Here is a 26624-nt window from a genome sequence, read left to right as displayed (position 1 = left end):
TCTGGGGGAAATGAATTGCCTAAAGCCAGTGATGTCCTTGATCGCGTTCTAGTTCTCGAAATGGTCCGCGTGACCGAAGCGGCGGCCATCGCGGCTTCCTATCTGATCGGTCGCGGCGACGAGAAGGCGGCCGACGCTGCCGCGGTCGAGGCAATGCGCAAGGCATTCGACGAGCTTTACATGGACGGCACCGTCGTCATCGGCGAGGGCGAGCGTGACGAGGCCCCGATGCTCTACATCGGCGAAAAGGTCGGCGGCGCGATCGGCAAGGGTCCGAAGATCGACATCGCGCTCGATCCGCTCGAAGGCACGACGATCACCGCCAAGGCCGGCCCCAACGCGCTGGCCGTTCTGGCCGCTGCCGAAGAAGGCTGCCTGCTGAACGCGCCCGACGTCTACATGCAGAAGATCGCGATCGGCCCCGGCTATCCCGAAGGCACGATCGACCTGACCAAGAGCGCGAGCGACAACGTGCGCTCGCTGGCCGCGGCCAAGGGCGTCGAACCGCACCAGATCATCGCCTGCGTGCTGGATCGTCCGCGCCACGCCGAAATGATCGCCGAACTGCGCGAACTGGGCTGCGGCATCGTGCTGATCCCCGACGGCGACGTTGCGGGCGTCATCGCCACAACCGATCCGGAAACGACGATCGACATCTACATGGGTTCGGGCGGCGCGCCGGAAGGTGTTCTGGCCTGTGCGGCGCTGCGCTGTGTTGGCGGCCAGTTCCAGGGCAAGCTGCTTTTCCGCAACGACGACGAACGCGCCCGCGCGCGCAAGTGGGGCATCGAGGATCTCGACCGCGTCTACAGCCTCAAGGATCTTGCCAAGGGCGACTGCATCTTTGCCGCGACCGGCGTGACCGACGGTTCGCTGCTCGACGGCGTGAAGCACCTGAAGGGCGGCAAGTTCACGACCGAGAGCGTCGTGATGCGCGCATCTTCGGGCACGGTCCGCTGGGTCCGCGGCGAACACCACACCACGGACTGAAGGCATGGCGGGGAAAAGGGCGTGAGCGAGGAAATCCTCACGCTCGTCCCCGATGCCGACATCGCGCGGCAACGCGCGGACGCGGCGTTCGAGGCGATTTCCGCGCACTTGCGCACGGTTCTTCCGGTCACTTGCGAGATTCATCACGTCGGCGCCACTTCGGTGCCCGGCTGTTTGGGTAAGGGCGATCTCGACATCAACGTGCGCGCGCCCCGCGCCGATTTTAAAGAGGCCGTAGCCGCGCTGGCCGCGCTCTACCCTCGTAACGATGGCAACGCCTCACTCGAGGACATGGCCTCGTTCGAAGACGGCACCTGCGATCCGCCGCTGGGCGTGCAGCTGACGATCGCGGGCGGCAAGTGGGACGTGTTCACCGCCTTTCGCGATGCGCTTTGTGCAGACGGCGCGCTGGTCGGCGAATACAACGCGATCAAGCGCCGCTTCGATGGCAGGGACATGGAAGCCTATCGCGCGGCCAAGGCCGACTTTGCCGACTACGTTCTGGCGCGCACAGGCCGCTAGGTGGGCAAAATGCCGCCTCAGTCCACCGCTTGGGCCCTTGGCATTGTTGCATTTGCGGGACTCCCCGCTAAGGCCCGTCGGCACGGGAATCGGGACATTTCGGGAGTCGTTTGATGAAGATCATGTCGGGCAATGCCAACCTGCCGCTGGCACGCGCCATTGCAGCCTACCTTGAAATTCCGCTGACGGACGCTTCGGTGCGCCGGTTCGCGGACGAGGAAATCTTCATCGAGATCCACGAGAACGTGCGCGGCGAGGACGTCTTCATCGTCCAGTCGACGAGCTTCCCGGCCAACGACAACCTGATGGAACTGCTGATCGGCATCGACGCGCTGAAGCGCGCTTCTGCCAAGCGCATTACGGCGGTCATTCCCTACTTCGGCTATGCCCGCCAGGACCGTAAGCCCGGTCCGCGCACGCCGATCTCGGCGAAGCTGGTTGCCGACATCATCACCCGCGCCGGTGCCGACCGCGTTCTGGCGGTCGACCTGCACGCAGGGCAGATCCAGGGCTTCTTCGATATCCCGACCGACAACCTCTACGCCGCGCCCGCGATGGCGGCGGACATCCAGGCCCGCTACGGCGATCAGGAACTGATGGTCGTCTCGCCCGACGTTGGCGGCGTGGTCCGCGCACGCGCGTTGGCCAAGCGTCTCGACAATGCGCCGCTGGCCATCGTCGACAAGCGCCGCGACCGCCCCGGCGAATCGGAAGTCATGAATATCATTGGCGACGTTTCGGGCCGCCACTGCATCCTGATCGACGACATCATCGATTCGGGCGGCACGCTGTGCAACGCGGCGCAGGCTCTGCTCGATCAGGGTGCCAAGTCGGTCGTTGCCTACATCACGCACGGCGTCCTTTCGGGCGGCGCGGTGGCCAAGGTGTCGAACTCGGCGCTGACCGAACTGGTCATCACCGACACGATCCAGCCGACCGAGGCGGCAAAGGAATCGGACAAGATCCGCGTCCTTTCGATCGCGACGCTGATCGGCGAAGCCATCCGCCGCATCGCGGATGAAAGCTCGGTTTCCTCGCTCTTCGATTGAGGATAGCCTCTCCCTTTCCTTGGGAAGGGGAGAGTTCCATGAAAAAGGCAATCGGGCAGGTCTGCCTTGTCGCGGCGGCGCTCTGTGCGTCGCCCGCGCTGGCGCATGGTGACCATGAGATGCCCGCCGGTTCAAACGAGATGCTGCGCGCCCCGCTGTCGGGCGCGCCCGATCTCGAGGTCATAATATCCGACGTGGTGATCCCCGCAGGCGCGCAAGTGCCGCGCCATTATCACCCCGGTGAGGAATTCCTCTACGTGATCGAGGGGAGCGCGACCCACGTCGAGGAAGGCCAGCCGGACCGCCCTCTGAACGCAGGCGACAGTTACGTCATCGCCCCGCGCCGCATCCACGAACCGATCGGCGGACCGGAAGGGGCGCGGGCCATCGTCTTTCGCGTCCACGTGAAGGACCAGCCCGAACGCGTGCTGGTCCCGCGCGACGAAGCAGAGGAGCCCAGCGAATAGCGCCGCAATTCGCTTGACCGGCGCGCGCGCTGCGGCAAGTGCGGATGGCATGGACCTGAAGGACGACATCGCGCTCGCGCAGCGCCTCGCCGAAGCGGCTGGCCATGCCATCCGTCCGCACTTTCGCAACATCGTCGACCCCGAACGCAAGGGCGATGCCTCGCCCGTGACAGTGGCCGACCGCGAGGCGGAAAAGGCGATGCGCGCGATCCTTGGCACGGCGCGGCCCGATGACGGCATTATCGGCGAGGAATACGGCAACGAGCGCGGCGAAGCGCGCCGCCAGTGGGTGCTTGACCCGATCGACGGGACGGCGGGCTTTCTTGCCGGACGTCCGATCTTCGGCACGCTGATCGCGCTGATGGTCGACGGCTGGCCGGTGCTGGGCGTGATCGACCAGCCGATCGCGGGCGAACGCTGGGTCGGCGCGGCGGGGCTGCCGACGCTGCTCAATGGAGAGGAAGTGCGCTGCCGCCCGTGCCGCGAACTGTCCGATGCGACGCTTGCGACCACCGGCCCGCACTATTTCGACGATCACCAGGGCGAGCACTTCATGGGCCTTGCCGCCAAGACCGACCATCGCCGCATGGTCATGGGCGGTGACTGCTACAACTACGCCATGCTCGCATCGGGCCAGCTTGATATCGTGTGCGAGGCGGGGCTGAAGCTGCACGACTACGCGGCGCTGATCCCCGTGGTCGAAGGCGCAGGCGGGACGATGTCCGACTGGAACGGCGAACCGCTCCACGCAGGCAGCGACGGCCATGTCATCGCGCTGGGAGATCCGGCGCGGCTCGAAGACGTGGTCGAAGCGCTGGCCTGCCACCACTGAGCCTTGCCACCACTTATCCCGAGAATGCGCAAGACGCTCTTCCTCTACGGCACGCTGATGAGCCACGCCGACACGCCGATGGCGCGCTTCGTGCAGGAGCGCGTAGTGTCCTCGCTGGAGGCCGATGCGCCGGGCAAGCTGCTTGCCATTCCCTCGGCAAAGGGCTGGTTCCCCGCGCTCGTGCCGGGTCAGGGGCGGGTGAAGGGTGTGCTCGCCGAACTCGACCTGACGCGCGCCGATCTCATGAAGCTCGACCGGTACGAGGGCCGCGAATATCGCCGCATTGTCCTGCGCGTGAGGACTTCGGAAGGGGTGTCTTCGGCGCAAGGCTGGGTCTGGACCGTCCCGCCGTCCGAGGAATCGGTGCTGATCGAAAGCGGCGACTTCATGGCGTGGCTGAAGAAGACCGGCCTGCCGATCCTTTCGCAGCGCAACGGCACCTGATCGCGTCCCCCGCGTTAAAGGGGCATGACCGACAAGACCGAACACAATGCGCCCGCCGTCGTCATCACTGGTGGCGGGGCAGGCATAGGGCGCGGCACTGCGCTACATTTCGCGGGCAGGGGCTGGAAAGTCGCCGCGCTCGACAAGGATGCAGAAGCGCTGGCCGAACTCTCGACCCTGCTGCCTGAAGGTCGCCTGCTGGCGATCGAGTGCGATGTCGGCAAGGAGGACGCGGTCGGCAAGGCGTTCGACAGGGTCGCGGACTGGACCGACGGTCTCGACCTCCTAATTAACAACGCGGGTATCGCGAATCCGAAATCAGGCCCGCTGGAGGATATGACACTGGAGGCTTGGCAGAGCTGGATCGACGCGAGCCTGACGTCGGCATTCCTGTGCAGCCGCGCCGCTGTCGCGATGCTGAGGAAGCGCGCACCTGCCGCCATCGTAAACGTGACATCCAGCCGCGCGCTCCAGTCCGAACCTGAAACGTACGGTTATGCCGCGGCCAAGGGCGGGCTCTTCGCGCTGACCCATGCGATGGCGGTGACGCTTGGCCCCGATATCCGCGTCAACGCCGTCGCGCCCGGCTGGATCGAGACCGGACCGTGGCAGAAGGAAGCGGAGCGCACCGACCCCGACCATTCCAGGCGCGCGAAGGAGCAGCACCCGGTGGGCCGAATCGGCCGCGTCGAGGATATTGCCGAGGCCATCGACTGGCTCGCGGGCGAAAAATCGGGCTTTGTGACGGGCCAGCAACTGGTCGTCGATGGCGGAATGACCCGGCTCATGCAGTACGATGCCTGATTTATTTGCGCAGGTGCAGCACGCGTTAGGCTAACCTTAACCCTGAACGCGCAAGGTGATTTCGACCTGCAAGGAGGGAACAGGGTCGAAGTCGCATGATGATATCGTTCTATAAATCTCTCGTGCCCGGCGCGCTCTTTTCGTGGATCGTGTCGATGGTGCTGATGAACGGCGGCACGACCGGCGGTGCACTCTATGTGCATCGTCTTACCGTCTATTCGGTTGCCTTCCCTTTCTCGTGGATGCTGTTCATCGGCGGTACGGGGCTTGCGTGGTTCATACTCCATTCGATGGATTGAGGCGCGCTTTCCACACAGCGCTTGCCAAACCGCGCCACCTTCTGTAGGCGCGCGCTCTTCAACGACACGTAATTCACCGCCGGCCTGGCTAATAGGGCTGCCAGGGCTGGTTCGGACGTGTCTTCTGACAAGGAGATGAAAATGCCCAAGCTCAAGACGAAGAGCGGTGTGAAGAAGCGCTTCAAGATCACCGCAAACGGCAAGGTCAAGCACGGCGTCGCCGGCAAGCGCCACCGCCTCATCAGCCACAACGGCAAGTACATCCGCCAGAACCGCGGCACCACCGTGATCAGCGACGCAGACGCGAAGACGATCAAGAAGTGGGCGCCCTACGGGCTGAACTGAGGAGTAGCGACACATGGCACGCATCAAGAGGGGTGTTACCACCCGCACCAAGCACAAGCGTCTTCTGGATCAGGCCAAGGGTTACCGCGGCCGCCGCAAGAACACGATCCGCGTTGCTCGCCAGGCCGTCGAAAAGGCCGGCCAGTACGCGTACCGCGACCGCAAGGTTAAGAAGCGGAACTTCCGCGCCCTGTGGATCCAGCGCATCAACGCCGCTGTCCGCGCCGAAGGTCTGACCTATTCGCAGTTCATGCACGGCGCGAAGCTCGCCGGCATCGAGCTGGACCGCAAGGTCATGGCCGACCTCGCGATGAACGAAAGCGCCGCATTCGGTGCGATCATCGCCCAGGCGAAGAAGGCTCTTCCGGCCTAAGCCGAAGGCCACCTTCGGGTACGAAAAAGCCCGCCGGTTCCATGACGGAGCCGGCGGGCTTTTCGTTTGTGGGCTGAACGATCAGTCCATCATCGACGCGGGCACCTTGCCGCCATTTTTCGCAAGACCATTCATCACCGCCTTGTGCAGGGCGATGTTTTCTTCCGCCTTGCCCGAATAGTCGGTATCGCCCAGTTCGTGGGCCAGTTCCTTGCGGTTCTCGTAGCTGGGATCGATGCCGACCAGCTTCATCAGGTCGACAATCGAGGTCCGCCAATTGAGCCGGTCGGCCCCGTCCATCGCGGCAAGCTGCTTCTCGACATCGACATCGGACATCACGCCCGCATTGCTGGTCGTCGCCGTGGGCGAGGGCATGCCGCCCGGAGGCGTCGGACGGATATTGCCGTCGGGGCTGACCTGCTTGTCCGGCTCGGCTTTCTTCTTGCCGAAGATGGCATCCTTGATCTTACCGAAAATACTCATGGAACTGGCTCCTGTCTCTCTCGGCCCGCTGCGGCGGGCGTGTCGTTACAGGAACAGCGGCAATTCGCGCCCCTTGTTCCCGGCTTTGCGATAGAGCGTGACGATCGCGAGCCGCCCCTTGCCCTGTGCTCACCTCTGCGTGATAGAGGCGGCGACCAATTCATTGCCGGGGAGCAAATTCGATGGGCGCATTTGACGGGATTCTGGGTCAGCTTGGCGAACATGCCGACGTTGCCAACATGGCTGAAAAGCTGGGTATCGATCCGAAAATGGCCGAAGTTGCGATCGCGGCCCTGGGGCAGGCCCACGCGCAGCCGGGCAATACGGTCGAACTGGCTTCGCAGAAGACGGGTCTCGATACCGGAATCCTCGCTCAGATCGTGCAGCAGATCGGCGGCGAAGGTTCGCTGGGCGAATTTGCCCGCATGCTCGATAGCCCGCAGGCTGCCAGTGTGCTGAAGATGCTGGACCGTGACGGCGACGGCAATCCGCTTGACGATATCGCGGGCATGGCATCCGGCTTCTTCGGCAAGAAGTAAGCGCAGCGCCAGTCACGACATGAGCGACATTGCCCTCTCCCTCCTCGTCCTTGGCGCGTTCGCAATGTGCGTGGGCGCGTGGCTCGCGTGGAAAAAGGGCGACCGGAAGCGTGCCGGGCTGATGCTCGTGCTCGCCGTGGTCATGGCGCTCAATGTCGGGATATGGACGATCCCCGGCCCGTCGGAAACGACGCTGGCCGAAGAGGCGCGGGACTAGACTTTTACGTCCATCCCGCCCTTGTAGAGGCCCAGTGCGCGGCCCTGCACGGGCTGCTTGTCGAAAGGCGTGTTGCCTGCCTGCGCTTCCATCCGGTCCGAATCGACGATCCACGGACGGTCGGGATCGACGATCGCGATATCGGCCTCCAGCCCCGCTTCCAGACGCCCTGCCGGAACGCCCAAAATCTTCGCCGGATTGACGCAGAGCAGCTGCGTCATGCGCGTCATGTCGATCACCCCGTCGCGAACCAGTTGCAGCGTCAGCGGCAGCAGCGTTTCGGCCCCGGCCATGCCAGGGGCTGCATCGGCAAACGGCAGGCGCTTGTCCTCTGCCCCGCGCGGGTCATGCCCGCTGGCGACGACGTCGATCGTGCCGTCTGAAAGAGCGGCCAGAACGGCCTGACGGTCGCTTTCCGCGCGCAGCGGCGGGGAGAGACGGGCGAAAGTCAGAAATCCGTTCACCGCGATGTCGGACAGCATGAAGTGCGCGGGCGTAACCCCGCAAGTCACGCGCACGCCGCGATCCTTTGCCTTGCGCACGATGTCGAGCGCAGCGGCAGTCGTAACCTGCCGGATATGCAGGTGCGCGCCTGCCATTTCGGCCAGCGTCACATCGCGCATGACCGCCAGTGCCTCTGCCTGAGCTGGTGCGCTGGCAAGGCCGAGCCGGGTCGCGGTCTCGCCATCGGTGGCGACCGCGCCGCCCGCGATCCCCGCGTCCTCGGCGTGCGAGATGAAAGGCAGTCCCAGCATCGCGGCATATTGCAGGACGCGCAGCATGACGCCCGAATCGGCGATCCACTTGCGGCCCGACGACACGGCCTTGGCGCCTGCGTCTTTCATCAGGCCCAGTTCGGGCAGTTCGCTGCCTTCGAGCCCGCGCGTTGCCGCCGCGATGGGGTGGACCCAGAAATCGGGCTTGCCGTAGCTTGCCGCAAAACGGACGCGCGCGGGATAATCGAGCGGCGGCGGCTGGTCGGGCATGAGCGCGGCGCGAGTCACACCGCCGAAGTGAAAGGCGGGCTTGTCGATCTCGAACACGCCGAGGTCGATGATGCCGGGCATAACGATCTTGCCCTTGGCATCGACCTTGCGGTCGCCGTCCTGCGCCGCAACGTCACCGACGGCGGTGATCAGGTCGCCTTCGCAGCGGATCGCGCCCGCAGCCGGTTCGCCCGATCCGGTCAGCAGCTTGCCGCCGGTAATCGTCAGGGGAGCTATCGGCCTCATGACGTCATCTCCCCGTTCAGGGGCTCCCATCCGTCGACACCGCGCGCGCGGCGGGTCAGCACGTCGAGGCAGGCCATGCGGATCGCGACGCCCATTTCCACCTGAGTGGTGATGGCGCTGCGTTCTACATGGTCGGCCACGTCGCTATCGATTTCCACCCCGCGGTTCATCGGGCCGGGATGCATGACGAGCGCGTGGGGCGCTGCACGCTTCAGGCGCGTCTGGGTAAGGCCATAAAGATGGCGGTATTCGCGGGCCGAGGGGATGAAAGGTCCGCTCATCCGCTCGTTCTGAAGCCGCAGCATCATGACGACGTCGACGCCGTCGATCGCCTCGTCGAAATTGGTGAAGGCCGACACGCGCATCTGTTCGATGGCGACGGGCATCAGCGCAGGCGGCGCGCAGACGCGAACGTCCGCGCCCAGCGCCGTCAGCAACAGCACGTTGGAACGTGCGACGCGGCTGTGCAGGATGTCGCCGCAGATCGCGACCTTGAGCCCGGTGAACTCCTCGCTCCCGCGCGAACGCATCCACTGCCGCATGGTCAGCGCGTCGAGCAGCGCCTGCGTCGGGTGTTCGTGGCGTCCGTCGCCTGCGTTCAGGACCGGACAGTCGACCTTGTCCGCGATCAGCCGCACAGCGCCCGAACTGGCGTGCCGGATCACGATGGCATCGGCGCGCATCGCGTTCAGCGTGGTGGCCGTGTCGATGAGGGTTTCGCCCTTCTTCACGCTCGACTGCGCGGCGTGCATGTTGACGACGTCTGCGCCCAGTCGCTTGCCCGCGATCTCGAACGACAGCAGCGTGCGGGTCGAGTTTTCGAAGAAGGCGTTGATGATCGTAAGGCCCGCCAGCGCATCGACGTGCTTGGTCGGCTGGCGATTCAGGGCGACCCACTGTTCCGCTTCGTCCAGCAGGTAGAGGATCTGCCACGGGGGCAGATCGGAAATGCCGGTAAGGTCCTTGTGGGGAAACGCCAGGCCACCGGCGGGGTAGCGGGTGGAGGAAGAAGGGGGCGTGTCGCTCATCTTAGGGACCGTGCCCTATTCACCTTCGCGCGATAGGGCAAGCGTGCGCGGGCCAAAGTCTCACGGTTTTTGTCCTTTGCCCTTTGGCGGGCGGGTCACTAGCTTGGCCGCCGATACCGCAAGTTTCAGGATACCCGATGTCGTTCGCCCGCAAGGTCTGGAAATTCCTCGTCGCCGTGAAGGACGGGCTCGTCCTTCTCATGCTGCTCATGTTCTTCGGCCTGCTTTACGCCGCGCTCAGCTATCGCCCGACGCCCGCTTCGGTCACCGAAGGCGCGCTGCTGGTGACGCTGGACGGCGTTGTGGTGGAAGAACCGCAGGCGATCGACCCGCTGGCGTTCATCGTGCCGATGCAGGCGGCGACCCGCGAACACCGCGCCGCCGACGTCATCCGCGCGATCGAGGGGGCGGCCAGCGACGACAAGATCAAGGCCGTGGCGCTCGATCTCGATTACTTCCTTGGTGCAGGCCAAGTGACCATCTCCGACATCGGCCGCGCCATGGACAAGGTCCGCGCCGCCGATAAGCCGGTTCTGGTCCACGCGATCGCCTATTCCGCCGACAGCGCGCAGCTTGCAGCGCACGCCAGCGATGTCTGGATGGACCCGATGGGCGGCGCGCTTCTGGCAGGGCCGGGCGGGACTTACCTGTTCTGGGGCGAGGCTGCCGACAAGTACGGCGTCAACGTCCACATCTACCGTGCAGGCCGGTACAAGAGCGCGGTCGAAACGTATTCGCGCAGTTCCTTCTCCGACGACGCGCGCAGCGACATCGGCGGCGCGCTCGATTCCCTGTGGGACCAGTGGCGCGGCGAAGTCGCCCGCGTGCGGCCCAAGGCAAAGCTCGACAAGCTGATTTCAGACCCTGCCGGCGCGATTGCCGATGCGGGCGGCGATCCGGCACAAGCCGCGCTGAAGAGCGGGCTGGTCGACAAGCTGGGCAGCCGCAAGGACTTCGGCGCGCACGTCGCCTCGATCGTGGGCGAGGACGAAGAGATGCCCGGAGATCCGGCGGCTTTCGCGCATACCAGCTATGAAACGTGGCTACGCGCCAGCCCCGCGAAAAAGCCGGGCAAGTCGATCGGTGTCGTAACCGTGGCAGGTAATATCATCGATGGCGATGCCGGCCCGGGTACGGCCGGGGGCGACCGGATCGCGCAGATCCTTGACGATGCGCTGGACGACGATCTGGCCGCGCTTGTCGTGCGCGTCGATTCGCCCGGCGGTTCGGTTACGGCGTCCGAAGTGATCCGCCAGTCGATCCTGCGTCACAAGCAGGCAGGCATTCCGGTCGTCGTTTCGATGGCCAACATCGCGGCGAGCGGCGGTTACTGGGTGGCGACGCCCGGCGATGCGATCTTTGCCGAACCTTCGACTATCACCGGCTCCATCGGCGTCTTCGCGACGATCCCGTCGTTCGAGAACACGCTGGGCCGTTTCTCGGTCCGCACCGATTCGCTGGGCACGACCCCGCTATCGGGCCAGCCCGATGTCTTAGGTGGTTTCTCTGAACAGATGGACGCGGTGCTGCAGGCGCAAGTCACGCATTCCTACGACACGTTCCTCGAACTGGTGCAGGAATCGCGCAAGATCGACCGTGCCAAGGCGCTGACGCTGGCCGAAGGGCGGACGTGGACGGGCGGGGCTGCGCGGCAGGTCGGGCTGGTCGACCGGCTCGGCGGGCTGGACGATGCGCTGGCCTATGCGGCGAAGGAAGCGGGGCTGGACGATGGCGACTGGCACGCGCGCTATCTGAAGGACAAGCCCGATCCCTTCACGCTGTTCATGCAGGACCTGACCGCGCCCAAAGAGGAAACCGTACGGGTCGGCCTTCCCGAACTGCTGGTCGCGCATCGCAATGCGCGGCTTTCCTCGGTTGTCGAAGACCTAGAGAGCATGATGGCACGCCCGACGATCCAGGCACGCTGCACGACCTGTCCGGTTCCGGCGCGGTTGTTGTCGGTGCAGGCGGACACGCCGCGCTGGCTGCGCGCGGCGGAAATGCTCTTCACGAACTAACCGTCAGAACTCGGATGGAGGCGGCGTTTCCATCGGATTGCCGCCGGGATCGGCGATGTCGGGCGCAGGTTCGGTCACTTCGCCGGGGCCCGGCGTCGGGTCGATCTGCGGCTGTTCGTCAGGGGTGATCACCGGCGGCGTCTCTGGCGGCGCGGCGGGTTCGATCGTGTCGGGCTTGGGGTCTGGATTGCTGGCCATATCGATAAAACGCACATCGGGGCCGCAGTATCCCGTGGCGCTTGCGCTTTTGGCAGGGCTTCGATAGAGGCGCGCGAGCCGATTTTTCATGCCGTATGGCAGGTGAAGGTCGCCGCGGGCGTGGCGGAACTGGTAGACGCGCCAGATTTAGGTTCTGGTATCGCAAGATGTGGGGGTTCGAGTCCCTTCGCCCGCACCAGACCGAAACGGCGGTAGACCCGGGCCAGCCACGCGGCAGATCCGACTACCGCCAGACCAGAGAGATACCCCTAGAAGGGATACCAATGCAGATTTCCGAAACCAAGAACGACGGCCTGGCCCGTGCCTACGCCGTAACCATTCCCGCTTCCGAGATCGATTCGCGCGTCGCTGACGAAATCAAGCGTATCGCACCGCAGGTCCGCATGCCGGGCTTCCGTCCGGGCAAGGTTCCCGCGAACCTCGTGAAGAAGATGCACGGCGAGGCGATCCACGCCGACGCTCTCCAGAAGGCCGTCCGCGAAAGCGTCGACAAGGTCATGACCGAGAACAAGCTGCGCCCCGCGATGCAGCCGTCGGTCACGCTCGGCGAAAGCTACGAGCAGGGCAAGGACGCCGAAGTCACTGTCGAACTCGAAGTGCTGCCCGAAATCGAGGCGCCCGAGCTTGACGGTCTGAAGCTTGAAAAGCTGGTCGTTCCCGTCACCGACGCACAGGTCGACGAGGCGCTCGAACAGCTTGCCGGTCAGCAGAAGTCCTTCAAGAAGGCTGCCAAGACCAAGAAGGCCGCCGAAGGCGACCAGCTGATCATCGATTTCGTCGGCAAGCTCGACGGCGTAGAATTCGACGGCGGCAAGGCCGAAGACGCGGCGCTGGAAATTGGTTCGGGCCGTTTCATCCCGGGCTTCGAGGAACAGCTCGTCGGTGCCAAGACCGGTGATGAAAAGACCATCACCGTAACCTTCCCCGAAGACTATCCGGCCGAAAACCTGAAGGGCAAGGAAGCCACCTTCGACATCACCGTCAAGGAAGTGAAGGTCGCGACCGAGACCAAGATCGACGAGGAATTCGCCACCAACCTCGGTCTCGACAGCCTCGACAAGCTCAAGGAGCTTCTGAAGGGCCAGCTGGAGCAGGAGACCGCCGGTCTTACCCGCACCCAGATGAAGCGCTCGCTGCTCGACGTCCTGGCCGCCGGTCACGACTTCGCCGTCCCGCCGAGCATGGTGGACGCCGAATTCCAGCAGATCTGGGCCCAGCTGGAGCAGGAAGCTGCCCGCGAGGAAGACCCCGAAGCCGCGATGAAGGAAATCGAGGCGGAGAAGGACGACTACAAGCGTATTGCAGAGCGCCGCGTGCGCCTTGGCCTGCTGCTTTCGGAAATCGGCCAGAAGAACGGCGTCGAAGTTTCCCAGCAGGAAATGCAGATGCTGATGATGCAGGCTGCGCAGCAGTATCGTCCGGAAGACCGTGAGCGGTTCATGGAATACGTCCGCAACGAGCCGATGGCCGCTGCCCAGCTGCGCGCCCCGCTTTACGAGGACAAGGTCGTCGACTTCCTGTTCGACAAGGCCGACGTCACCGAGCGTGAAGTGACCAAGGACGAGCTGCAGGCCGCGATCGAAGCCGAAGAAGGCGCCGAGGCCGAAGCCAAGCCCGCCAAGAAGAAGCCTGCTGCCAAGAAGAAGGCAGCCGCCAAGAAGACCGACGACGCAGCCGAGGAAAAGCCCGCTGCGAAGAAGGCCCCGGCGAAGAAGGCTCCGGCCAAGAAGGCTGCTGCCAAGGACGAGGGCGAAAAGGCCCCCGCCAAGAAGGCACCTGCCAAGAAGGCACCGGCAAAGAAGGCCGCTGCGAAGAAGGCTCCCGCCAAGAAGGCCGCCAAGGCCGACTGATCGGGCTCGCGATTCGCGACAGGCCGACAGGGCCGGGGAGAGCACATGCTTTCCCCGGCCCTATCTTTTTGTGCAGTCCGGACCCGCGCAAATGCCCTGCCGGAGTATCAGAAAACGCACCGGCGTAACCGCGATGTAGAGCTTTGTCGCAGTGTGTCTCAAGCGCCCGCCGGCCCATTGCGCGGCACGCACAGTCGTGGTTTTCCGTCGTTCACAGACGAACCGAACTCCACGAATTCAAAGGACTGCGACCCCCACATGGCACTTGCCGATACCCACGAACACGACGGACAACAACTTGCCCGCGACCTCGCCCGGATGGAGCGTATCGCGGTAGGCCGCCGCCGGGCCCTCGGCCTGTTCGGCAGTGCAGGTGCGACCGCACTCCTCGCCGGTTGCGGCGGTTCGGACAGCAGCGCTTCGACGACCACGACGGTCTCGACCTCGACGCCGACGCCCACTCCGACGCCGACGTCCACTGGCAGCACGTCTTCGGCCTGCGTCTCCTACGCCTCGGAAACCAACGGGCCCTATCCTGCCGATGGTACCAATACCTCGCGGGGGCTCAGTTCCAACGTGCTGGTCGAAAGCGGGGTCGAGCGTTCGGACATCCGTTCCAGCTTCCTCGGCACTTCGACCACGACGGCAGAGGGCATCGAGACCACGCTGACCATCCGGCTCGCCGACGTTAACGATAGCTGCGCGGCGCTGGCCGGTTACGCGGTCTATGTCTGGCACTGCGACGTCGACGGGCACTATTCGCTCTACGACCTGCCGAACGAGAGCTATCTGCGCGGCGTTCAGGTCACCGATGAGAACGGCGAGTGCACGTCCACGACGATCTGGCCGGGGTGCTACAACGGCCGCTTCCCGCATATTCACTTCGAGATCTATTCCAGCCTCGATAACGCGACCAGCGGCCGCTACGCGGTTCTGATCAGCCAGTTCGCCATGCCCGACGAGCAGAACCAGGAGGTCTACGCGACCTCGGCCTATTCCTCGTCGAAGAGCAATTATTCAGGCGAATCGATCTCCGGCGACAACGTATTCGGAGACAATACCACCGCCCAGCAGGAAGCGATGACGCTGACGGCCACGGGCTCGGTCAGCGAAGGATTTACAGCTGTCGCAACGGTCGGAGTCGCGACCTGAGCCTTGGGGGCACCCCAAGGATCACCGACCCTTGCGCATGCGCCCGGCGGCCTAGTCCCCCGCCGGGCGCATCACTTTTTCCAGAAATCGCGGATCGGACGCGAAACGCACCGTGGCGAGTTCTGCACTGCGCACCTTTTCATAAGCCGCACCTGCCTTCAGCACGTCGAGGTCAGCCCACTTCGGCCCCATGAACGACAGGCCGACGGGGAGCTTCTCGACTGTGCCCATCGGTACCGTGAGGTGCGGCGTTCCGCCGATCGCGGCGATCGAGCCGATGCCGATATCGCCTTCGAAATTGTCTCCGTAGATGAGGTCGGTCGACCACGCCGGGCCCATCGTCGGCGCGACGAGAATGTCGACCTCGTATTCGGCCAGAAGCCGGTCGACCCCTTCGTCCTTGGCCATGCGCAGCGAATCGGCGCGCGCTTCCTCATAAGCCTGCTGGTCCACCGTCCCTTGCGCCTGTTCCATCAGGTCTTGCCCGAACCAGCGCAGTTCGGTGTCCGCGTGCGCCTTGTTGAAGCGGATCACGTCGGCAAGACTGCGCACCGGAATGTCGGCGGGTGAGGCGCGCAAGTATGCGCCCAAGTCCTCGCGGAATTCGTAGAGCAGGACGGTAAACTCGTCCTCGTACATCTCGTCCTGCGGTTCGTAGTCGACTTCGACCAGCACGGCTCCGGCCTTCTCCATGTCGGCCAGCGCAGCTTCGAACAGTTGGGCCACGTCCTCGCGCTCCCCCACCTGCTTGCGCATGACGCCGATGCGCAGCCCCTCCAATGCGGCGGCATCGAGGCCCTTGGCATAGTCGACCTTGTACGTATCGGCGGCGGCCGTCGCGGGATCGAGCGGGTCGCTGCCTGCAATCGCGGTCAGCACGCGGGCGGCGTCCTTGACCGTCTGCGTGATCGGTCCTGCCGTATCCTGCGAATGGGACAGCGGCACGATGTGCGTCCGGCTGACAAGACCGAGCGTGGGCTTGAACCCGACAACGCCATTGACGCTGGCAGGGCACGTGATCGACCCGTCAGTCTCGGTACCGAGCGCGAAAGAGGTCATTAGGGCCGCCACCGCCGCCGCACTGCCCGACGACGATCCGCAAGCGTTGCGGAACGGCGCATGCGGGTTGCGTGTCTGTCCGCCAACCGCGCTCCACCCGCTGGTCGAATCCGAGGAACGGAAATTCGCCCATTCGGACAGGTTGGTTTTCCCTGCGATCACTGCCCCTGCCGCGCGCAGGCGGGCGACGATGGGGGCATCGCGGGCGGTCATGTTGTCGACCAGCGCAAGGCTTCCCGCCGTGGTCGCCCATTCGCGGGTCTCGATGTTGTCCTTCACCATGACCGTATATCCGGCCAGTGGCAGACCGCTGCGCGCAGCATTGGCCACTTGTGCCTGCAGGTCGTCGGCGTGGATCATCACTGCCCCGATGCGTGGGCCCCGATCATCGAAGGCCTCAATCCGCTGCACCTGCAGCTTTGCCGCGGTTTCGCGCAGCGACGGCGTAAGGTCGACGACCCGCGTCGCCTGTTCCTGCGCGGCGGCGGGGGTTACGGCGAGGAGGGCGAGCGCAAGCGGGAGCGCGGTACGCGAGGGGGATATTTTCATCGTTAACGTTCTGCCCTGATACGACTTATCCCGACAAGGATTAATGCCCTTGAACATGCCGAGGGGAGTGGCGACATAGGGCTGGCAACATCATGAGGACCTCCATGCTCGACCTGTTTGGCACCCGCTCCGAATCCGCCCAGGGTAAATTCGAAATCGATCCCGCAACCGGTGCCCTCGTGCCCGTCGTCGTCGAGCAGACGAGCCGCGGCGAACGCAGCTTCGACATCTTCTCGCGCCTGCTGCGCGAACGCATCGTGTTCGTGACCGGCCAGGTCGAGGACAACATGGCCTCGCTCATCGTCGCGCAGCTGCTGTTTCTCGAATCCGAGGACAGCACCAAGGACATCTCGATGTACATCAACTCGCCGGGCGGCGTCGTCACGGCGGGCATGGCGATCCATGACACCATGCAGTACATCAAGCCGCGCGTCTCGACGGTCTGCATCGGTCAGGCTGCGTCGATGGGCAGCTTCCTTCTCGCCGCGGGCGAGCCGGGCATGCGCATCGCGCTTCCCAATGCACGCATCATGATCCACCAGCCTTCGGGCGGTGCGCGCGGCATGGCATCGGACATCGAGATCCAGGCCCGCGAAATCCTGCGTATCCGTCGCCGGATGAACGACCTTTACGTCAAGTATACCGGCAAGGACCTTGAAACGATCGAGAAGGCCATGGACCGCGACACGTTCCTCGAAGCGGACGAGGCCAAGGAATTCGGCCTGGTCGACAAGGTCTTCGTGAGCCGGACCGACGCCGAAAGCGGCGAAGGCTGAGCAGCCTTAATCTCCCGGCACAGCAGTGCGGCGCCATCTGTCCCGAATGGGGGCAGGGGCGCTGCCTCACATGATTAACCGCTTCGACAGGGCGTTGCAGTTATGCACCGTGTGTCGGAGCACTTTTGCGTAATGGTTGATTCTCGACCCTGCGCGCGTAAATTCGATAAAGTCGCCCGAGTCCGGGCGCTTCAGGATGGAATATGACCAAAGTCAGTGGAACTGACAGCAAGAGCACTCTCTATTGCAGCTTCTGCGGCAAGTCGCAGCACGAGGTGCGCAAGCTGATCGCCGGGCCGACCGTTTTCATCTGCGATGAATGCGTCGAGCTTTGCAACGACATCATTCGCGAGGAAACGAAGGCCGGAATCGCCGGCAAGAAGGATGGCGGCGTGCCGCCTCCGTCGGAAATCTTCGCGACCTTGAACGACTACGTCATCGGTCAGGACCGTGCGAAACGCGTCCTGTCGGTCGCAGTGCACAACCACTACAAGCGGTTGAAGCATGCGGGTAAGTCGAACGACGTCGAACTGGCGAAGTCGAATATCCTGCTCGTCGGCCCGACCGGTTCGGGCAAGACGCTGCTGGCCCAGACGCTGGCGCGCACTTTCGACGTGCCCTTCACGATGGCCGACGCCACCACCTTGACCGAAGCCGGTTACGTGGGTGAGGACGTCGAGAACATCATCCTGAAGCTGCTGCAGGCATCCGACTACAACGTCGAAAAGGCGCAGCACGGCATCGTCTACATCGACGAGATCGACAAGATCACGCGCAAGGCCGAAAACCCCTCGATCACGCGCGACGTGTCGGGCGAGGGCGTGCAGCAGGCCCTGTTGAAGCTTATGGAAGGCACCACCGCCTCGGTTCCGCCGCAGGGTGGCCGCAAGCATCCGCAGCAGGAATTCCTGCAGGTCGACACGACGAACATCCTGTTCATCTGTGGCGGCGCATTCGCGGGGCTGGAAAAGCTGATCTCGGATCGTCTGCAGAAGCGTTCGATCGGTTTCGGTGCGCATGTCGCCGATCCCGAAAAGCGCCAGATCGGCGAACTGCTGTCAAAGGCAGAGCCGGAAGATCTGCTGAAGTTCGGCCTGATCCCCGAATTCGTCGGTCGTCTGCCGGTTATCGCAACGCTCGAAGACCTCGACGTCGCGGCGCTGGTCAAGATCCTGAGCGAGCCGAAGAACGCGCTGGTCAAGCAATACCAGAAGCTGTTCGAGCTTGAGGACGTGGTCCTGACATTCACCGACGATGCGCTTGAAGCGGTCGCCCAGAAGGCGATCAAGCGCAAAACGGGTGCACGCGGCCTGCGTTCCATCGTCGAGGCTATCCTGCTCGACACGATGTTCGATCTGCCGACGCTGGAAGGCGTTTCGGAAGTCGTCGTCGACAAGGAAGTGGTCGAGGGCCGCAAGGAGCCTGTTCAGGTCCACAAGGGCAAGGAAGCTGCCGCCTAAGCGCTGGCGCTACCATTTGAAACACGAACGGCGCGTCCCATCGGGGCGCGCCGTTTGCGTTTAAGCCTGTCGGTATGGGGCCGGTCGGGAAGGGCCTACTTGCCCTTGGCTTCCAGCAGTTCGCTGACCGTCACGACCTTCAGGCCCTTTTCGGCAAGACCATCAAGGATCAGCGGAAGGGCTGCGCGTGTATTGTCGTCGCCTGCGTCCAGCGCGTGGAGCATGATGATCGAACCCGGTGCCGATTGCGCCACGATTGCGTTGGCCAGCGCTTCAGGCGGGGCCTCTCGCTTGCCGTTATCGGAAACGTCCCACATCACCAGCTTGTAATCGGCCGAGTGCAGTTCCCAAAGCAGGCCCACTGACCGGATGCCGAACGGCGGGCGGAACAGGTTCGGGTTTTCCGCCCCCGCGTCGCGCAGCAGCTTGTCGGTCTGTTCGATTTCCGCCTTGTGAAACTCTTGCGGGCGGTCTTCCATCACCTGGTTCGAATAGGCGAGGTTGCCCAGTTCGTGCCCCGCGGCAACGATCTGCTTCGTCGCGGGCATCGCGTTTTCGATCTTCTGGCCCGACAGGAAGAACGTTGCCTTGGCATCGCGGCTGGCCAGAACGGGCAGCACGGCGTTCACCGTCCCGTTGTCAGGTCCGTCGGAGAACGTGAGCGCGACGACGCTGCGCGTGGTCGACACGCGGCAGACGGAATCGAAAATGGCGTTGAAACAGCGTAGCGATGCGAGATTGACGAAGATCGTCAGCAGGCACGCGATGATGCCTATGACCACTCCCACGCGCAACGCGATGTCTTTTATCCGGTTGCTTTTCATATCCCCCCTTGTTCCGGGAAAAGCCTGCCGGAACGGGGCGGAACTTACGTCAGAGCCAAACCTGCCGCAAGATGATGGCAGGATTTGTCATGACCGTTAAGCGCTACACGACGTGATCGTGGTGCAGCGCGCAGGCCTCCGGGTCGGTTTCTAGCTGGATTGTCGCATGCTCGATCCCGAAACGGTGGTGCAGCCGCTCTGCCACTTCGTGCAGGAAGGCATCGCCCGGATGGCCCGCCGGCATGACGAGATGCGCGGTCAGAGCGGTCTCGGTCGTGCTCATCGGCCAGATTTGGAGATCGTGGACGCTGGTGACGCCGGGCATACCCGCCAGTTCATCGCGCACGGTGCCTTCGTCGATGCCGTCGGGAACGGCGTGGAGACCCATCTTCACGCTGTCCTTCAAAAGTCCCCACGTGCCCACCGCGATGATCGCGACGATGACGAGCGAGGTGACCGGATCGATCCACGCCATGCCGGTGAGCCAGATCAACAGACCTGCCACGACGACGCCTGCAGAAACGGCCGCGTCGGCCACCATGTGCAGATAGGCGCCGCGAATGTTGAGATCGCCTTTGCGCCCGCGCATGAACATCAGTGCGGTCACCGTGTTGATGACGATGCCGATGGCCGCGACGATCATGATCGGGCCCGGCTCTACCGGCGCGGGATCGAACAGGCGGCGCAGCGTTTCCACCGTGATCGCGCCCAGCGCGACCAGCAGCAGCGCGGCATTGGCCATCGCGGCGAGGATGGAGCTGGATTTCAGGCCATATGTGAACCGCGCCGAAGGCGGCCGCTTGGCCAGCGCGCTCGCGCCCCAGGCAATCAGTAGCGAGAGAACATCCGACAGGTTGTGCCCGGCATCGGCGACCAGCGCCATCGAGCCGTAGAGAAAGCCTGCCAGCGCCTCGATGACGACGAAGCCGGTGTTGAGCGCGACGCCGATCGCGAAAGCCTTGCCATAATCGGCCGGCCCGTGATCGTGTCCATGCCCGTGCGAATGCCCGTGATGATGCCCTGCGCCCATGTCGTTACTCGTAGACGCAGGAATCGAGTCCGTCACGCGCCACGACACCGATCCGCGCACGAATCGTATTGCCGTGGCGGGCAAGCCAGCCCGACGGGTTCTTGACCGACCGCTTCTTGGGCAGCGGCAGCGCGGCGGCCATGCGGGCGGCCTCTGTCGTATTCAACCGGTCGGCGGAGTGGTTGAAATACCGCATCGACCCTGCCTCGACCCCGTAAGTGCCGATGCCGGTCTCTGCCACGTTCAGATAGACTTCCATGATCCGCCGCTTGCCCCAAAGGTTCTCGATCAGGAACGTGAACCACGCCTCCAGCCCTTTGCGGAAATAGCCGCCACCTTGCCACAGGAAGGCGTTCTTCGCGGTCTGCTGGCTTATCGTCGATCCACCGCGAATGCGTCCACCTTGCGCGTTTTGCTGCATGGCTTTCTCGATCGCTTCGCGGTCGAAGCCGGCGTGTTCGCAGAACTTCCCGTCTTCTGCCGCAATGACGGCGCGGACCATGTTGCGGTCGATGTCGGACAGCGGTTCCCAGTCCTTGGTGATGCCCTTGTCGTCCAACAGCATCGTCGCCGTCACCGGAACGGGCACGATGCGATAGAGCAGGACCCACAGCACGCTGAAAAGGACCAGCGCGAGGGTGAGTTTGAACAGGAAGATGAAAATGCGCGCACCGAACCCGCGCGCCTTTGCCTTTGCCATGGGCGGCTTAGTAACCAATCGCAGTGCCAGTGCCTAGCGGGCTGAAAGGCCGAATGTCCCGCCTCACGCTCAGGCTGGCCGTTCGTCGCGCGTGGCCGCGTGAACGACGGTGCCTGCGCTGAATCCATGGACCAGCGTCGACAGCAGGATCGTAAAGGCGATCGCGGCCCACAGGTCCCCCTCGTTCACGAACTGCAAGGTACCGGCAGCATAGGCGAGGTAGTAGATCGAGCCGATACCGCGAACGCCATAGAAAGCGACGACGCCGCGGTGTTTCAGCGGCATGTCCGTGCCGATCAGGGAAAGCATTCCGAATGCGGGCCGGATCAAGAAAATCAGGGCGATGCCGGTCAATGCGTGCTGCCAGGACAAGTATGGCAAAAGCACCGGCAGCGCGCCGCCGAACAGCACCAGCAGGATTGCCGTCACGGCATGTTCCAGCGCTTCGGAAAATGCGTGAAGGCGGGCGTGGTATTCGTTCTGCGCTTCGACCCTGCGCAGGGTCAGGCCCATGATGAAAGCCGCGATGAACCCATAGCCTTCGACAAGTTCCGTCATGCCGTACGTGAAGAGTAGTCCGGCCAACGCGATCACGCCGGTTCCGGATTCGGAAAGGGGGTTCTTCTTGGGCAGGCAGAAGATGACCTTGCCCAATACCCAGCCCGCCGCGATGCCTGCGATCACGCCGACGGCGATCTTGTAGACGAAGTATAGCCCGAACCATTTCAGGCCCCAGCCAGCCGGGTCGAAGCCAAGCGTGCCGACGAACAGCGCAAGATAGACGAACGGAAACGCAAGCCCGTCGTTCAGGCCCGCCTCTGTCGTCAGAGCATAGCGGATGGGATGTTCGCCCCCTTCGCCCGGCGGGCCGACCTGCACGTCGGCGGCAAGCACCGGGTCCGTCGGGGCGAGGACCGCGGCGAGAAGAACGGCGCCCGCAGTGGTGAGGCCCAACGCATAGCCAAGGACGAATACGGCCGCGATGCACAGCGGCATGGCAATGACGAGCAGCCTGATAGTTGGCGTCCAGAGTCCTTTGCCGACGATCCGGTCAAGGCGCATGCCGGTTCCGAACAGCGCGGCGATGACCGCGAATTCGGACGCGAACTCCCAAAAGCCGGTTCGCTCCATCGGGGAGAAGACTTCGGGTACGCCGGGCAGGATGCCAAACACCGCCAATCCGCCAAGGATGAGCAGACCGGACACCGACGGTTCGCGGTTTCGTATGAAGCGCGGAAGCCAGAACGCGAGGATGATGACGAGCCCGCAGCCGACCAGCAGCACGTGATAGGGGGCAATGCTGAAGAAGGCGTCGTCCATGAAAACCCTACCCTCGGCAGGGGTTGGCGGTTCCCGGCAGGGTCACTTGCGAGCAACGAAAAAGGCGGCAGCGGATTATTCCGCCACCGCCTTTCGGTGTCTCGATTGACCAGCGCGATTACGCGGTCGCCGGCATCAGCCTTTCGCCGACGATGCGCTGCATCGCCTTCTGGACCTTTTCGAAGGCGCGAACCTCGATCTGGCGGATACGTTCGCGGCTGACGTCGTAAACCTGCGAAAGCTCTTCCAGCGTCTGCGGATTTTCGCTCAACCGGCGCTCGGCCAGGATGTGCTTCTCGCGGTCGTTCAGAACGTCCATCGCTTCGACCAGCATGTCGTGGCGGACCTGCTTTTCCTCGGCGTCGGCGACGGTTTCGTCCTGCAACGGACGATCGTCGGTCAGCCAGTCCTGCCACTGCCCCGAACCTTCTTCGTCCGTGCGCATCGAAACGTTCAAAGAGGCATCGCCGCCCATGAGCATGCGGCGGTTCATGTTGACCACCTCCTGCTCGGGCACGCCGAGGTCGGTCGCGATCTTGGCGACGTCTTCGGGGTGCAGGTCGGTATCCTCGAAAGCCTCGAGGTTCTTCTTCATGCGGCGCAGGTTGAAGAACAGCTTCTTCTGGGCAGCAGTGGTGCCCATCTTCACGAGGCTCCACGTCCGCAGGATGTATTCCTGGATCGAGGCCTTGATCCACCACATCGCGTAAGTCGCGAGGCGGAAGCCGCGATCGGGCTCGAACTTCTTCACGCCCTGCATCAGGCCGACATTGCCTTCGGAGATGAGGTCGGACACGGGAAGGCCGTAGCCGCGATAGCCCATGGCGATCTTCGCGACGAGGCGCAGGTGGCTCGTCACGAGCTGGGCCGCGGCCTCGGGATCCTCGTGTTCCTGATAGCGCTTGGCGAGCATGTATTCCTGCTCGGGCTTAAGTACCGGGAATTTCTTGATCTCGGACAGGTAGCGGTTGAGGCTCTGCTCTCCGCCGAGTGCCGGGATGGTGGTCTTGGTTGTCGTGCTCACTTCTCTTACCGAACCTTTCTACCGTCGACCTACGTTTTGCCGACCCCTGCTGGGCATCCGCACGTGCAGGTCACGTTCTTTCTTTATAGACCCGTTTGCGTTCGAAGTGTCGATCATTCTCTCAATCTCTAAAACCGAGAGCGTCGATCAGTTCCCGCATGTCTGGCGGGATATCGCTGGAAAAATGCAGTCGATCGCCAGAGACGGGATGAATGAAGCCGAGAATGGCCGCGTGAAGCGCCTGTCGGGAAAAGGAAAGCCGCTGGAGAAGCGGGCGAAGGCGCGAATCGGGTCGTCCATAGACAGGGTCCCCTATTAGCGCATGGCCGATTGACGCCATGTGAACGCGGATCTGGTGGGTTCTGCCTGTTTCCAGCCTGCATTCGACCAGCGCTGATCCATCGAGCCGCGCAAGCGTCGAAAAATGCGTGACCGCGTGTTTTCCGCGATTCGAATTGTCGTCCAGCACCGCCATCTTCTTGCGGTCGCGGTCGCTGCGCCCGATCATCCCCGCGATCGTGCCCGAAGGCGGGGTCGGATGGCCTTTCACCACCGCCTTGTAGGCGCGCTCTAGCGAGTGTTCGGCGAACTGTTTCGCCAGCCCCTCGTGCGCAACGTCGCTCTTCGCCACGACGAGAAGGCCCGAGGTATCCTTGTCGATGCGGTGCACAATACCGGGGCGCGCTACACCGCCGATGCCCGAAAGCTGCCCTGCACAGTGGTGAAGCAGGGCATTCACCAGCGTGCCGTCGGGATTGCCGGCTGCGGGGTGGACGACCATGCCTGCGGGCTTGTCGACCACGATCAGGTCATCGTCCTCGTAAACGACGTTCAGCGGGATATCCTGCGCCGCCGCCTCGGCAGGGGCGGCCTCGGGCACGTCGATCTTGAAGGAGGTTCCGGCAACAGGCTTCATCGAAGTGCTTTTCGCCAGCGTCTTGCCGATGGTTACACGGCCTTCGCCGATTAGCGCCTTGATGCGTTCGCGCGAGAGGTCGGTGAGGTCGGCAAGCGCCTTGTCCAGCCGTTGGCCACCGTCCTCGATAACGCCGCGAATGACATTGCCGTCCCCCATGGCTAGCTAGATGGGTGATGGATGTCGAAGTCGCAAGCGAAGTGATTGACCTTATTCTGGCCGAAGCGGCCGCTGCGCACCCGCACGAGTGCTGCGGCATCCTGCTCGGCACGGGTGACCGGATCGAGCGTGCGGTCGCTTGCGCCAATGTGCATCCCGAACCTGCACGCCATTTCGAGATCGACCCCGTCTCGCTGATTGCCGCGCACAAGGCGGCGCGAACAGGCGGGCCGCAAGTCCTGGGCTATTACCATTCGCACCCCACCGGCCATGCCGAACCGTCCGCAACCGACCGCGCGATGGCGGTTGGCGACGGGCGGATCTGGGCCATCGCGGCAGGCGGGCGCATCGGGTGGTGGCGCGACAATGGGGACGGATTCGAGGCGCTTTGCCCATAAGAAAAGAGGCCCCGAACGGGACCTCTTCTCGTCTCGGTAATGCCTCGCTTCTTACGAGTTCATTTCCTGTCGTTCGTTCGTTTCGTATGTCGCACGGCTCGATACGCGCAGGTTGTTCTGCACATGGCCGACGCCGGTCACATAGTCGGCACGGTCTTCGGCACGGCGCTTTGCACCCTTGCTGTCGACGGTACCGTCAAGCGTAACTTCACGGTCCTTGACCGTTACGGTGATGTCGCTCGCGTCGATGTAGCGGTCCTGCGTCAGGTGGTCGCAGACATCTTCCAGAATGCGCTCGTCCGAACGGGTGTAACCCTGCGGGCCAACGCCCCTGTGGTCCATCTCGCGGCGGCGGGCGGCATCGTCATCGCCGAACCAGCTTGCGATCTCGTCACCGGCCTTCTCGAAGAAACCGCGATCGTTGCCGTAGCCATGTTCGCGGTAGTCACGTCCATAACCCGATCCTGCTGCTGCGCCCGGATAGCCCATGGTGGAACCCATGGAATAATATGGATCGGTCGAATAGGCATAGTCACGTCCGCCATAACTTTCGCTGGTGAAGCGTCCATATTCGGAACCGCGGTTGCGATACCTGTCGCCGGTGTAGCCGACGGTCTGGGTGTCGAAATCGCCGGCATCCGTGCGGTAATCGTCACGGGTTCGCTGGCGGCGCATTTCGGCGCGACGGCTATCACTGCGGTAGTCGGAATCGCCATACTGCCCGCGATAGTCATCGCGATCGTAAGTGGCGATTTCGCCTGCCTGGCTCATCGGGCGTTCGTCGAACTGCTGGGCCTGACGGGTTTCATATTCGTGGTACTGGGGGCGACGTTCATAACGTTCTGCCATGGTGGTTCTCCTCGAAAGCTGCCTTTCGAAATTCATCGGGCTCGGCAGACAGCGTTTGCCGGGCCAGTTGCCCTCTGCGGGGCGGTTACATCCAATCAACGGATGGGCAGGCATTCCGGTCCACTGCCGAGCGCGTCGCTGCGTCGGTTCGTCGCGTCATTTTACAGGCGCAACTATCTGATATAAATTAGAAACTTTCGGTTCGGCGCAAGTCGGGGACCGCTGACCGACAGACTTAGTCGAGCATCTGCTTGACCATCGCCCCGGCAGAGCACTGCTGTTCCGCCGCCTCGTACCTCTGGAACAGGTCCCAGGCCGCTTCCTCGCCGACGTTCATGCGGGCGAAGAAGGCGTAGTAGTCCTCGTCAGCTTGCGCATAGTCGGAAAGGTAGGCGATGTGCGCGCGCTTTAGGTTCACGGGCATTTGCACGCGCTTGGCGTAACACCCTGCAAAGCCGTAGTCCCGCCCGCGCAGCATGGGCATTCCGGTGTCCTTCTTCATGCCGATGATGAAGGACTGCGCGACCTCGCGCTGTTCGGGCGTGAGGTTCATATTGTCGAGCCGTTCGCTCTCCATTGTGGCACTGTCGCCACATGCCGAAAGCAGGCACGCCGCGGCCGTTGTCGCCAGTGCAATTTTGAACCGCATCGAAATCTTCCCCCCGAAAGTTCCGCGATACTGCGCAAGGCATGGTTT

31 protein-coding genes and 1 tRNA gene are annotated in these 26624 nt (G+C 63.6%); 19 read left to right on the top strand and 13 right to left on the bottom strand.

Features of this window, described 5'->3' with window-relative positions:
- Positions 1 to 15: 15 nt before the first annotated feature.
- The 10 genes from glpX to rplT all read left to right on the top strand — a co-directional run bounded on the left by glpX (position 16) and on the right by rplT (position 6125).
- Positions 16 to 990, top strand: coding sequence for a class II fructose-bisphosphatase (gene glpX, locus KIH45_RS05940; RefSeq protein WP_213175077.1), 975 nt, complete (start codon positions 16 to 18; stop codon positions 988 to 990).
- A gap of 21 nt (positions 991 to 1011) precedes the next feature.
- The gene (locus tag KIH45_RS05935; protein ID WP_213175076.1) at positions 1012 to 1512 is read left to right on the top strand and encodes a GrpB family protein; all 501 of its coding nucleotides are present in this window, start codon (positions 1012 to 1014) and stop codon (positions 1510 to 1512) included.
- Between the two features lie 113 nt (positions 1513 to 1625).
- On the top strand, positions 1626 to 2561 hold the full coding sequence (locus KIH45_RS05930) for a ribose-phosphate pyrophosphokinase (RefSeq protein ID WP_213175075.1): 936 nt from the start codon (positions 1626 to 1628) through the stop codon (positions 2559 to 2561).
- 38 nt (positions 2562 to 2599) lie between these two features.
- Positions 2600 to 3028, top strand: coding sequence for a cupin domain-containing protein (locus tag KIH45_RS05925; RefSeq protein ID WP_213175074.1), 429 nt, complete (start codon positions 2600 to 2602; stop codon positions 3026 to 3028).
- 49 nt (positions 3029 to 3077) lie between these two features.
- Positions 3078 to 3860 carry a histidinol-phosphatase gene (hisN, locus tag KIH45_RS05920; RefSeq protein WP_213175073.1) on the top strand — a complete coding sequence of 261 codons (783 nt, stop codon included), beginning with the start codon at positions 3078 to 3080 and terminating at the stop codon, positions 3858 to 3860.
- Between the two features lie 24 nt (positions 3861 to 3884).
- The gene (locus KIH45_RS05915; protein WP_213175072.1) at positions 3885 to 4304 is read left to right on the top strand and encodes a gamma-glutamylcyclotransferase family protein; all 420 of its coding nucleotides are present in this window, start codon (positions 3885 to 3887) and stop codon (positions 4302 to 4304) included.
- A gap of 24 nt (positions 4305 to 4328) precedes the next feature.
- Positions 4329 to 5108 (top strand): SDR family NAD(P)-dependent oxidoreductase, encoded by a 780-nt coding sequence (locus tag KIH45_RS05910; RefSeq protein ID WP_213175071.1) that lies wholly within the window; start codon positions 4329 to 4331, stop codon positions 5106 to 5108.
- Positions 5109 to 5203: 95 nt separating this feature from the next.
- Positions 5204 to 5407: a hypothetical protein gene (locus KIH45_RS05905; protein WP_213175070.1), complete on the top strand. Its 204-nt coding sequence runs from the start codon at positions 5204 to 5206 to the stop codon at positions 5405 to 5407.
- 141 nt (positions 5408 to 5548) lie between these two features.
- On the top strand, positions 5549 to 5752 hold the full coding sequence (rpmI, locus tag KIH45_RS05900) for a 50S ribosomal protein L35 (protein WP_066766972.1): 204 nt from the start codon (positions 5549 to 5551) through the stop codon (positions 5750 to 5752).
- Between the two features lie 13 nt (positions 5753 to 5765).
- A complete protein-coding gene (rplT, locus tag KIH45_RS05895) occupies positions 5766 to 6125 on the top strand; it encodes a 50S ribosomal protein L20 (protein WP_213175069.1) in 360 nt (119 codons plus the stop codon).
- Between the two features lie 81 nt (positions 6126 to 6206).
- Here the strand turns inward: rplT and KIH45_RS05890 are convergent, their stop codons facing one another.
- Entirely contained in the window at positions 6207 to 6608 is a 402-nt protein-coding gene (locus KIH45_RS05890) for a DUF3597 domain-containing protein (RefSeq protein WP_213175068.1), read from the bottom strand.
- Positions 6609 to 6790: 182 nt separating this feature from the next.
- On the opposite strand from KIH45_RS05890, the gene KIH45_RS05885 reads away from it, so the two are divergent.
- Together KIH45_RS05885 and KIH45_RS05880 are read left to right on the top strand one after the other, a co-directional pair.
- On the top strand, positions 6791 to 7147 hold the full coding sequence (locus KIH45_RS05885) for a hypothetical protein (RefSeq protein WP_213175067.1): 357 nt from the start codon (positions 6791 to 6793) through the stop codon (positions 7145 to 7147).
- A gap of 19 nt (positions 7148 to 7166) precedes the next feature.
- A complete protein-coding gene (locus tag KIH45_RS05880) occupies positions 7167 to 7364 on the top strand; it encodes a hypothetical protein (RefSeq protein ID WP_213175066.1) in 198 nt (65 codons plus the stop codon).
- Here KIH45_RS05880 and KIH45_RS05875 read toward each other — a convergent pair.
- Together KIH45_RS05875 and KIH45_RS05870 are read right to left on the bottom strand one after the other, a co-directional pair.
- Positions 7361 to 8596 carry a dihydroorotase gene (locus tag KIH45_RS05875; protein ID WP_213175065.1) on the bottom strand — a complete coding sequence of 412 codons (1236 nt, stop codon included), beginning with the start codon at positions 8594 to 8596 and terminating at the stop codon, positions 7361 to 7363. The genes KIH45_RS05880 and KIH45_RS05875 overlap by 4 nt on opposite strands.
- Positions 8593 to 9624, bottom strand: coding sequence for an aspartate carbamoyltransferase catalytic subunit (locus KIH45_RS05870; protein WP_213175064.1), 1032 nt, complete (start codon positions 9622 to 9624; stop codon positions 8593 to 8595). Before KIH45_RS05870 ends, KIH45_RS05875 begins: the two co-directional genes overlap by 4 nt.
- Before the next feature lie 137 nt (positions 9625 to 9761).
- On the opposite strand from KIH45_RS05870, the gene sppA reads away from it, so the two are divergent.
- Complete coding sequence (gene sppA, locus KIH45_RS05865) at positions 9762 to 11642, top strand: signal peptide peptidase SppA (protein WP_213175063.1); 1881 nt, start codon at positions 9762 to 9764, stop codon at positions 11640 to 11642.
- 3 nt (positions 11643 to 11645) lie between these two features.
- On the opposite strand, the gene KIH45_RS05860 is transcribed toward sppA, so the two are convergent.
- Entirely contained in the window at positions 11646 to 11930 is a 285-nt protein-coding gene (locus tag KIH45_RS05860) for a hypothetical protein (protein WP_213175062.1), read from the bottom strand.
- Positions 11931 to 11954: 24 nt separating this feature from the next.
- On the opposite strand from KIH45_RS05860, the gene KIH45_RS05855 reads away from it, so the two are divergent.
- From KIH45_RS05855 to KIH45_RS05845, 3 genes are all read left to right on the top strand, one after another.
- A tRNA-Leu gene (locus KIH45_RS05855) sits at positions 11955 to 12039 on the top strand.
- Between the two features lie 85 nt (positions 12040 to 12124).
- Positions 12125 to 13711 carry a trigger factor gene (gene tig, locus KIH45_RS05850; RefSeq protein WP_213175061.1) on the top strand — a complete coding sequence of 529 codons (1587 nt, stop codon included), beginning with the start codon at positions 12125 to 12127 and terminating at the stop codon, positions 13709 to 13711.
- A 258-nt stretch (positions 13712 to 13969) separates the two neighbouring features.
- The gene (locus tag KIH45_RS05845) at positions 13970 to 14863 is read left to right on the top strand and encodes a peptidase associated/transthyretin-like domain-containing protein (RefSeq protein ID WP_213175060.1); all 894 of its coding nucleotides are present in this window, start codon (positions 13970 to 13972) and stop codon (positions 14861 to 14863) included.
- A gap of 51 nt (positions 14864 to 14914) precedes the next feature.
- Here KIH45_RS05845 and KIH45_RS05840 read toward each other — a convergent pair whose 3' ends face one another.
- Positions 14915 to 16471: an amidase gene (locus KIH45_RS05840; RefSeq protein ID WP_213175059.1), complete on the bottom strand. Its 1557-nt coding sequence runs from the start codon at positions 16469 to 16471 to the stop codon at positions 14915 to 14917.
- Positions 16472 to 16575: 104 nt separating this feature from the next.
- Here KIH45_RS05840 and clpP point away from each other — a divergent pair, with 104 nt between their 5' ends.
- Together clpP and clpX are read left to right on the top strand one after the other, a co-directional pair.
- Positions 16576 to 17247 (top strand): ATP-dependent Clp endopeptidase proteolytic subunit ClpP, encoded by a 672-nt coding sequence (gene clpP / locus KIH45_RS05835; protein WP_213175375.1) that lies wholly within the window; start codon positions 16576 to 16578, stop codon positions 17245 to 17247.
- 203 nt (positions 17248 to 17450) lie between these two features.
- The gene (clpX, locus tag KIH45_RS05830; protein ID WP_213175058.1) at positions 17451 to 18707 is read left to right on the top strand and encodes an ATP-dependent Clp protease ATP-binding subunit ClpX; all 1257 of its coding nucleotides are present in this window, start codon (positions 17451 to 17453) and stop codon (positions 18705 to 18707) included.
- 95 nt (positions 18708 to 18802) lie between these two features.
- Here the strand turns inward: clpX and KIH45_RS05825 are convergent, their stop codons facing one another.
- The 6 genes from KIH45_RS05825 to KIH45_RS05800 form a co-directional block, all read right to left on the bottom strand.
- Positions 18803 to 19495, bottom strand: coding sequence for a polysaccharide deacetylase family protein (locus KIH45_RS05825; protein ID WP_213175057.1), 693 nt, complete (start codon positions 19493 to 19495; stop codon positions 18803 to 18805).
- Between the two features lie 139 nt (positions 19496 to 19634).
- On the bottom strand, positions 19635 to 20561 hold the full coding sequence (locus KIH45_RS05820) for a cation diffusion facilitator family transporter (RefSeq protein WP_213175374.1): 927 nt from the start codon (positions 20559 to 20561) through the stop codon (positions 19635 to 19637).
- Positions 20562 to 20565: 4 nt separating this feature from the next.
- Entirely contained in the window at positions 20566 to 21261 is a 696-nt protein-coding gene (mtgA, locus tag KIH45_RS05815; protein WP_213175056.1) for a monofunctional biosynthetic peptidoglycan transglycosylase, read from the bottom strand.
- 69 nt (positions 21262 to 21330) lie between these two features.
- A complete protein-coding gene (locus KIH45_RS05810; protein WP_213175055.1) occupies positions 21331 to 22581 on the bottom strand; it encodes a cation:proton antiporter in 1251 nt (416 codons plus the stop codon).
- Positions 22582 to 22699: 118 nt separating this feature from the next.
- On the bottom strand, positions 22700 to 23542 hold the full coding sequence (gene rpoH / locus KIH45_RS05805) for an RNA polymerase sigma factor RpoH (protein ID WP_225899736.1): 843 nt from the start codon (positions 23540 to 23542) through the stop codon (positions 22700 to 22702).
- Between the two features lie 184 nt (positions 23543 to 23726).
- The gene (locus KIH45_RS05800; protein WP_213175053.1) at positions 23727 to 24680 is read right to left on the bottom strand and encodes an RluA family pseudouridine synthase; all 954 of its coding nucleotides are present in this window, start codon (positions 24678 to 24680) and stop codon (positions 23727 to 23729) included.
- Between the two features lie 17 nt (positions 24681 to 24697).
- On the opposite strand from KIH45_RS05800, the gene KIH45_RS05795 reads away from it, so the two are divergent.
- Positions 24698 to 25078 carry a M67 family metallopeptidase gene (locus KIH45_RS05795; protein WP_213175052.1) on the top strand — a complete coding sequence of 127 codons (381 nt, stop codon included), beginning with the start codon at positions 24698 to 24700 and terminating at the stop codon, positions 25076 to 25078.
- Positions 25079 to 25129: 51 nt separating this feature from the next.
- Here KIH45_RS05795 and KIH45_RS05790 read toward each other — a convergent pair whose 3' ends face one another.
- Positions 25130 to 25927: a BON domain-containing protein gene (locus KIH45_RS05790; protein ID WP_225899689.1), complete on the bottom strand. Its 798-nt coding sequence runs from the start codon at positions 25925 to 25927 to the stop codon at positions 25130 to 25132.
- Between the two features lie 235 nt (positions 25928 to 26162).
- On the bottom strand, positions 26163 to 26576 hold the full coding sequence (locus tag KIH45_RS05785) for a hypothetical protein (protein WP_213175050.1): 414 nt from the start codon (positions 26574 to 26576) through the stop codon (positions 26163 to 26165).
- Positions 26577 to 26624: the final 48 nt, after the last annotated feature.

The sequence above is a fragment of the Croceicoccus gelatinilyticus genome, from assembly GCF_018398395.1.
GTDB classification, from domain to species: domain Bacteria; phylum Pseudomonadota; class Alphaproteobacteria; order Sphingomonadales; family Sphingomonadaceae; genus Croceicoccus; species Croceicoccus gelatinilyticus.
The sequence above is the reverse complement of the archived record's forward strand: the minus strand, read 5'-3'. Positions and strand labels throughout refer to the sequence as shown.

Bases quoted from the DNA above. Each gene is read 5' to 3' on its own strand.
- KIH45_RS05930 (WP_213175075.1), top strand. From the start codon at position 1,626: ATGAAGATCATGTCGGGCAATGCCAACCTGCCGCTGGCACGCGCCATT.
- KIH45_RS05925 (WP_213175074.1), top strand. From the start codon at position 2,600: ATGAAAAAGGCAATCGGGCAGGTCTGCCTTGTCGCGGCGGCGCTCTGT.
- hisN (WP_213175073.1), top strand. From the start codon at position 3,078: ATGGACCTGAAGGACGACATCGCGCTCGCGCAGCGCCTCGCCGAAGCG.
- KIH45_RS05915 (WP_213175072.1), top strand. From the start codon at position 3,885: ATGCGCAAGACGCTCTTCCTCTACGGCACGCTGATGAGCCACGCCGAC.
- KIH45_RS05910 (WP_213175071.1), top strand. From the start codon at position 4,329: ATGACCGACAAGACCGAACACAATGCGCCCGCCGTCGTCATCACTGGT.
- KIH45_RS05905 (WP_213175070.1), top strand. From the start codon at position 5,204: ATGATGATATCGTTCTATAAATCTCTCGTGCCCGGCGCGCTCTTTTCG.
- rpmI (WP_066766972.1), top strand. From the start codon at position 5,549: ATGCCCAAGCTCAAGACGAAGAGCGGTGTGAAGAAGCGCTTCAAGATC.
- rplT (WP_213175069.1), top strand. From the start codon at position 5,766: ATGGCACGCATCAAGAGGGGTGTTACCACCCGCACCAAGCACAAGCGT.
- KIH45_RS05890 (WP_213175068.1), bottom strand. From the start codon at position 6,608: ATGAGTATTTTCGGTAAGATCAAGGATGCCATCTTCGGCAAGAAGAAA.
- KIH45_RS05885 (WP_213175067.1), top strand. From the start codon at position 6,791: ATGGGCGCATTTGACGGGATTCTGGGTCAGCTTGGCGAACATGCCGAC.
- KIH45_RS05880 (WP_213175066.1), top strand. From the start codon at position 7,167: ATGAGCGACATTGCCCTCTCCCTCCTCGTCCTTGGCGCGTTCGCAATG.
- KIH45_RS05875 (WP_213175065.1), bottom strand. From the start codon at position 8,596: ATGAGGCCGATAGCTCCCCTGACGATTACCGGCGGCAAGCTGCTGACC.
- KIH45_RS05870 (WP_213175064.1), bottom strand. From the start codon at position 9,624: ATGAGCGACACGCCCCCTTCTTCCTCCACCCGCTACCCCGCCGGTGGC.
- sppA (WP_213175063.1), top strand. From the start codon at position 9,762: ATGTCGTTCGCCCGCAAGGTCTGGAAATTCCTCGTCGCCGTGAAGGAC.
- KIH45_RS05860 (WP_213175062.1), bottom strand. From the start codon at position 11,930: ATGAAAAATCGGCTCGCGCGCCTCTATCGAAGCCCTGCCAAAAGCGCA.
- tig (WP_213175061.1), top strand. From the start codon at position 12,125: ATGCAGATTTCCGAAACCAAGAACGACGGCCTGGCCCGTGCCTACGCC.
- KIH45_RS05845 (WP_213175060.1), top strand. From the start codon at position 13,970: ATGGCACTTGCCGATACCCACGAACACGACGGACAACAACTTGCCCGC.
- KIH45_RS05840 (WP_213175059.1), bottom strand. From the start codon at position 16,471: ATGAAAATATCCCCCTCGCGTACCGCGCTCCCGCTTGCGCTCGCCCTC.
- clpP (WP_213175375.1), top strand. From the start codon at position 16,576: ATGCTCGACCTGTTTGGCACCCGCTCCGAATCCGCCCAGGGTAAATTC.
- clpX (WP_213175058.1), top strand. From the start codon at position 17,451: ATGACCAAAGTCAGTGGAACTGACAGCAAGAGCACTCTCTATTGCAGC.
- KIH45_RS05820 (WP_213175374.1), bottom strand. From the start codon at position 20,561: ATGGGCGCAGGGCATCATCACGGGCATTCGCACGGGCATGGACACGAT.
- mtgA (WP_213175056.1), bottom strand. From the start codon at position 21,261: ATGGCAAAGGCAAAGGCGCGCGGGTTCGGTGCGCGCATTTTCATCTTC.
- KIH45_RS05810 (WP_213175055.1), bottom strand. From the start codon at position 22,581: ATGGACGACGCCTTCTTCAGCATTGCCCCCTATCACGTGCTGCTGGTC.
- KIH45_RS05800 (WP_213175053.1), bottom strand. From the start codon at position 24,680: ATGGGGGACGGCAATGTCATTCGCGGCGTTATCGAGGACGGTGGCCAA.
- KIH45_RS05795 (WP_213175052.1), top strand. From the start codon at position 24,698: ATGGATGTCGAAGTCGCAAGCGAAGTGATTGACCTTATTCTGGCCGAA.
- KIH45_RS05790 (WP_225899689.1), bottom strand. From the start codon at position 25,927: ATGGCAGAACGTTATGAACGTCGCCCCCAGTACCACGAATATGAAACC.
- KIH45_RS05785 (WP_213175050.1), bottom strand. From the start codon at position 26,576: ATGCGGTTCAAAATTGCACTGGCGACAACGGCCGCGGCGTGCCTGCTT.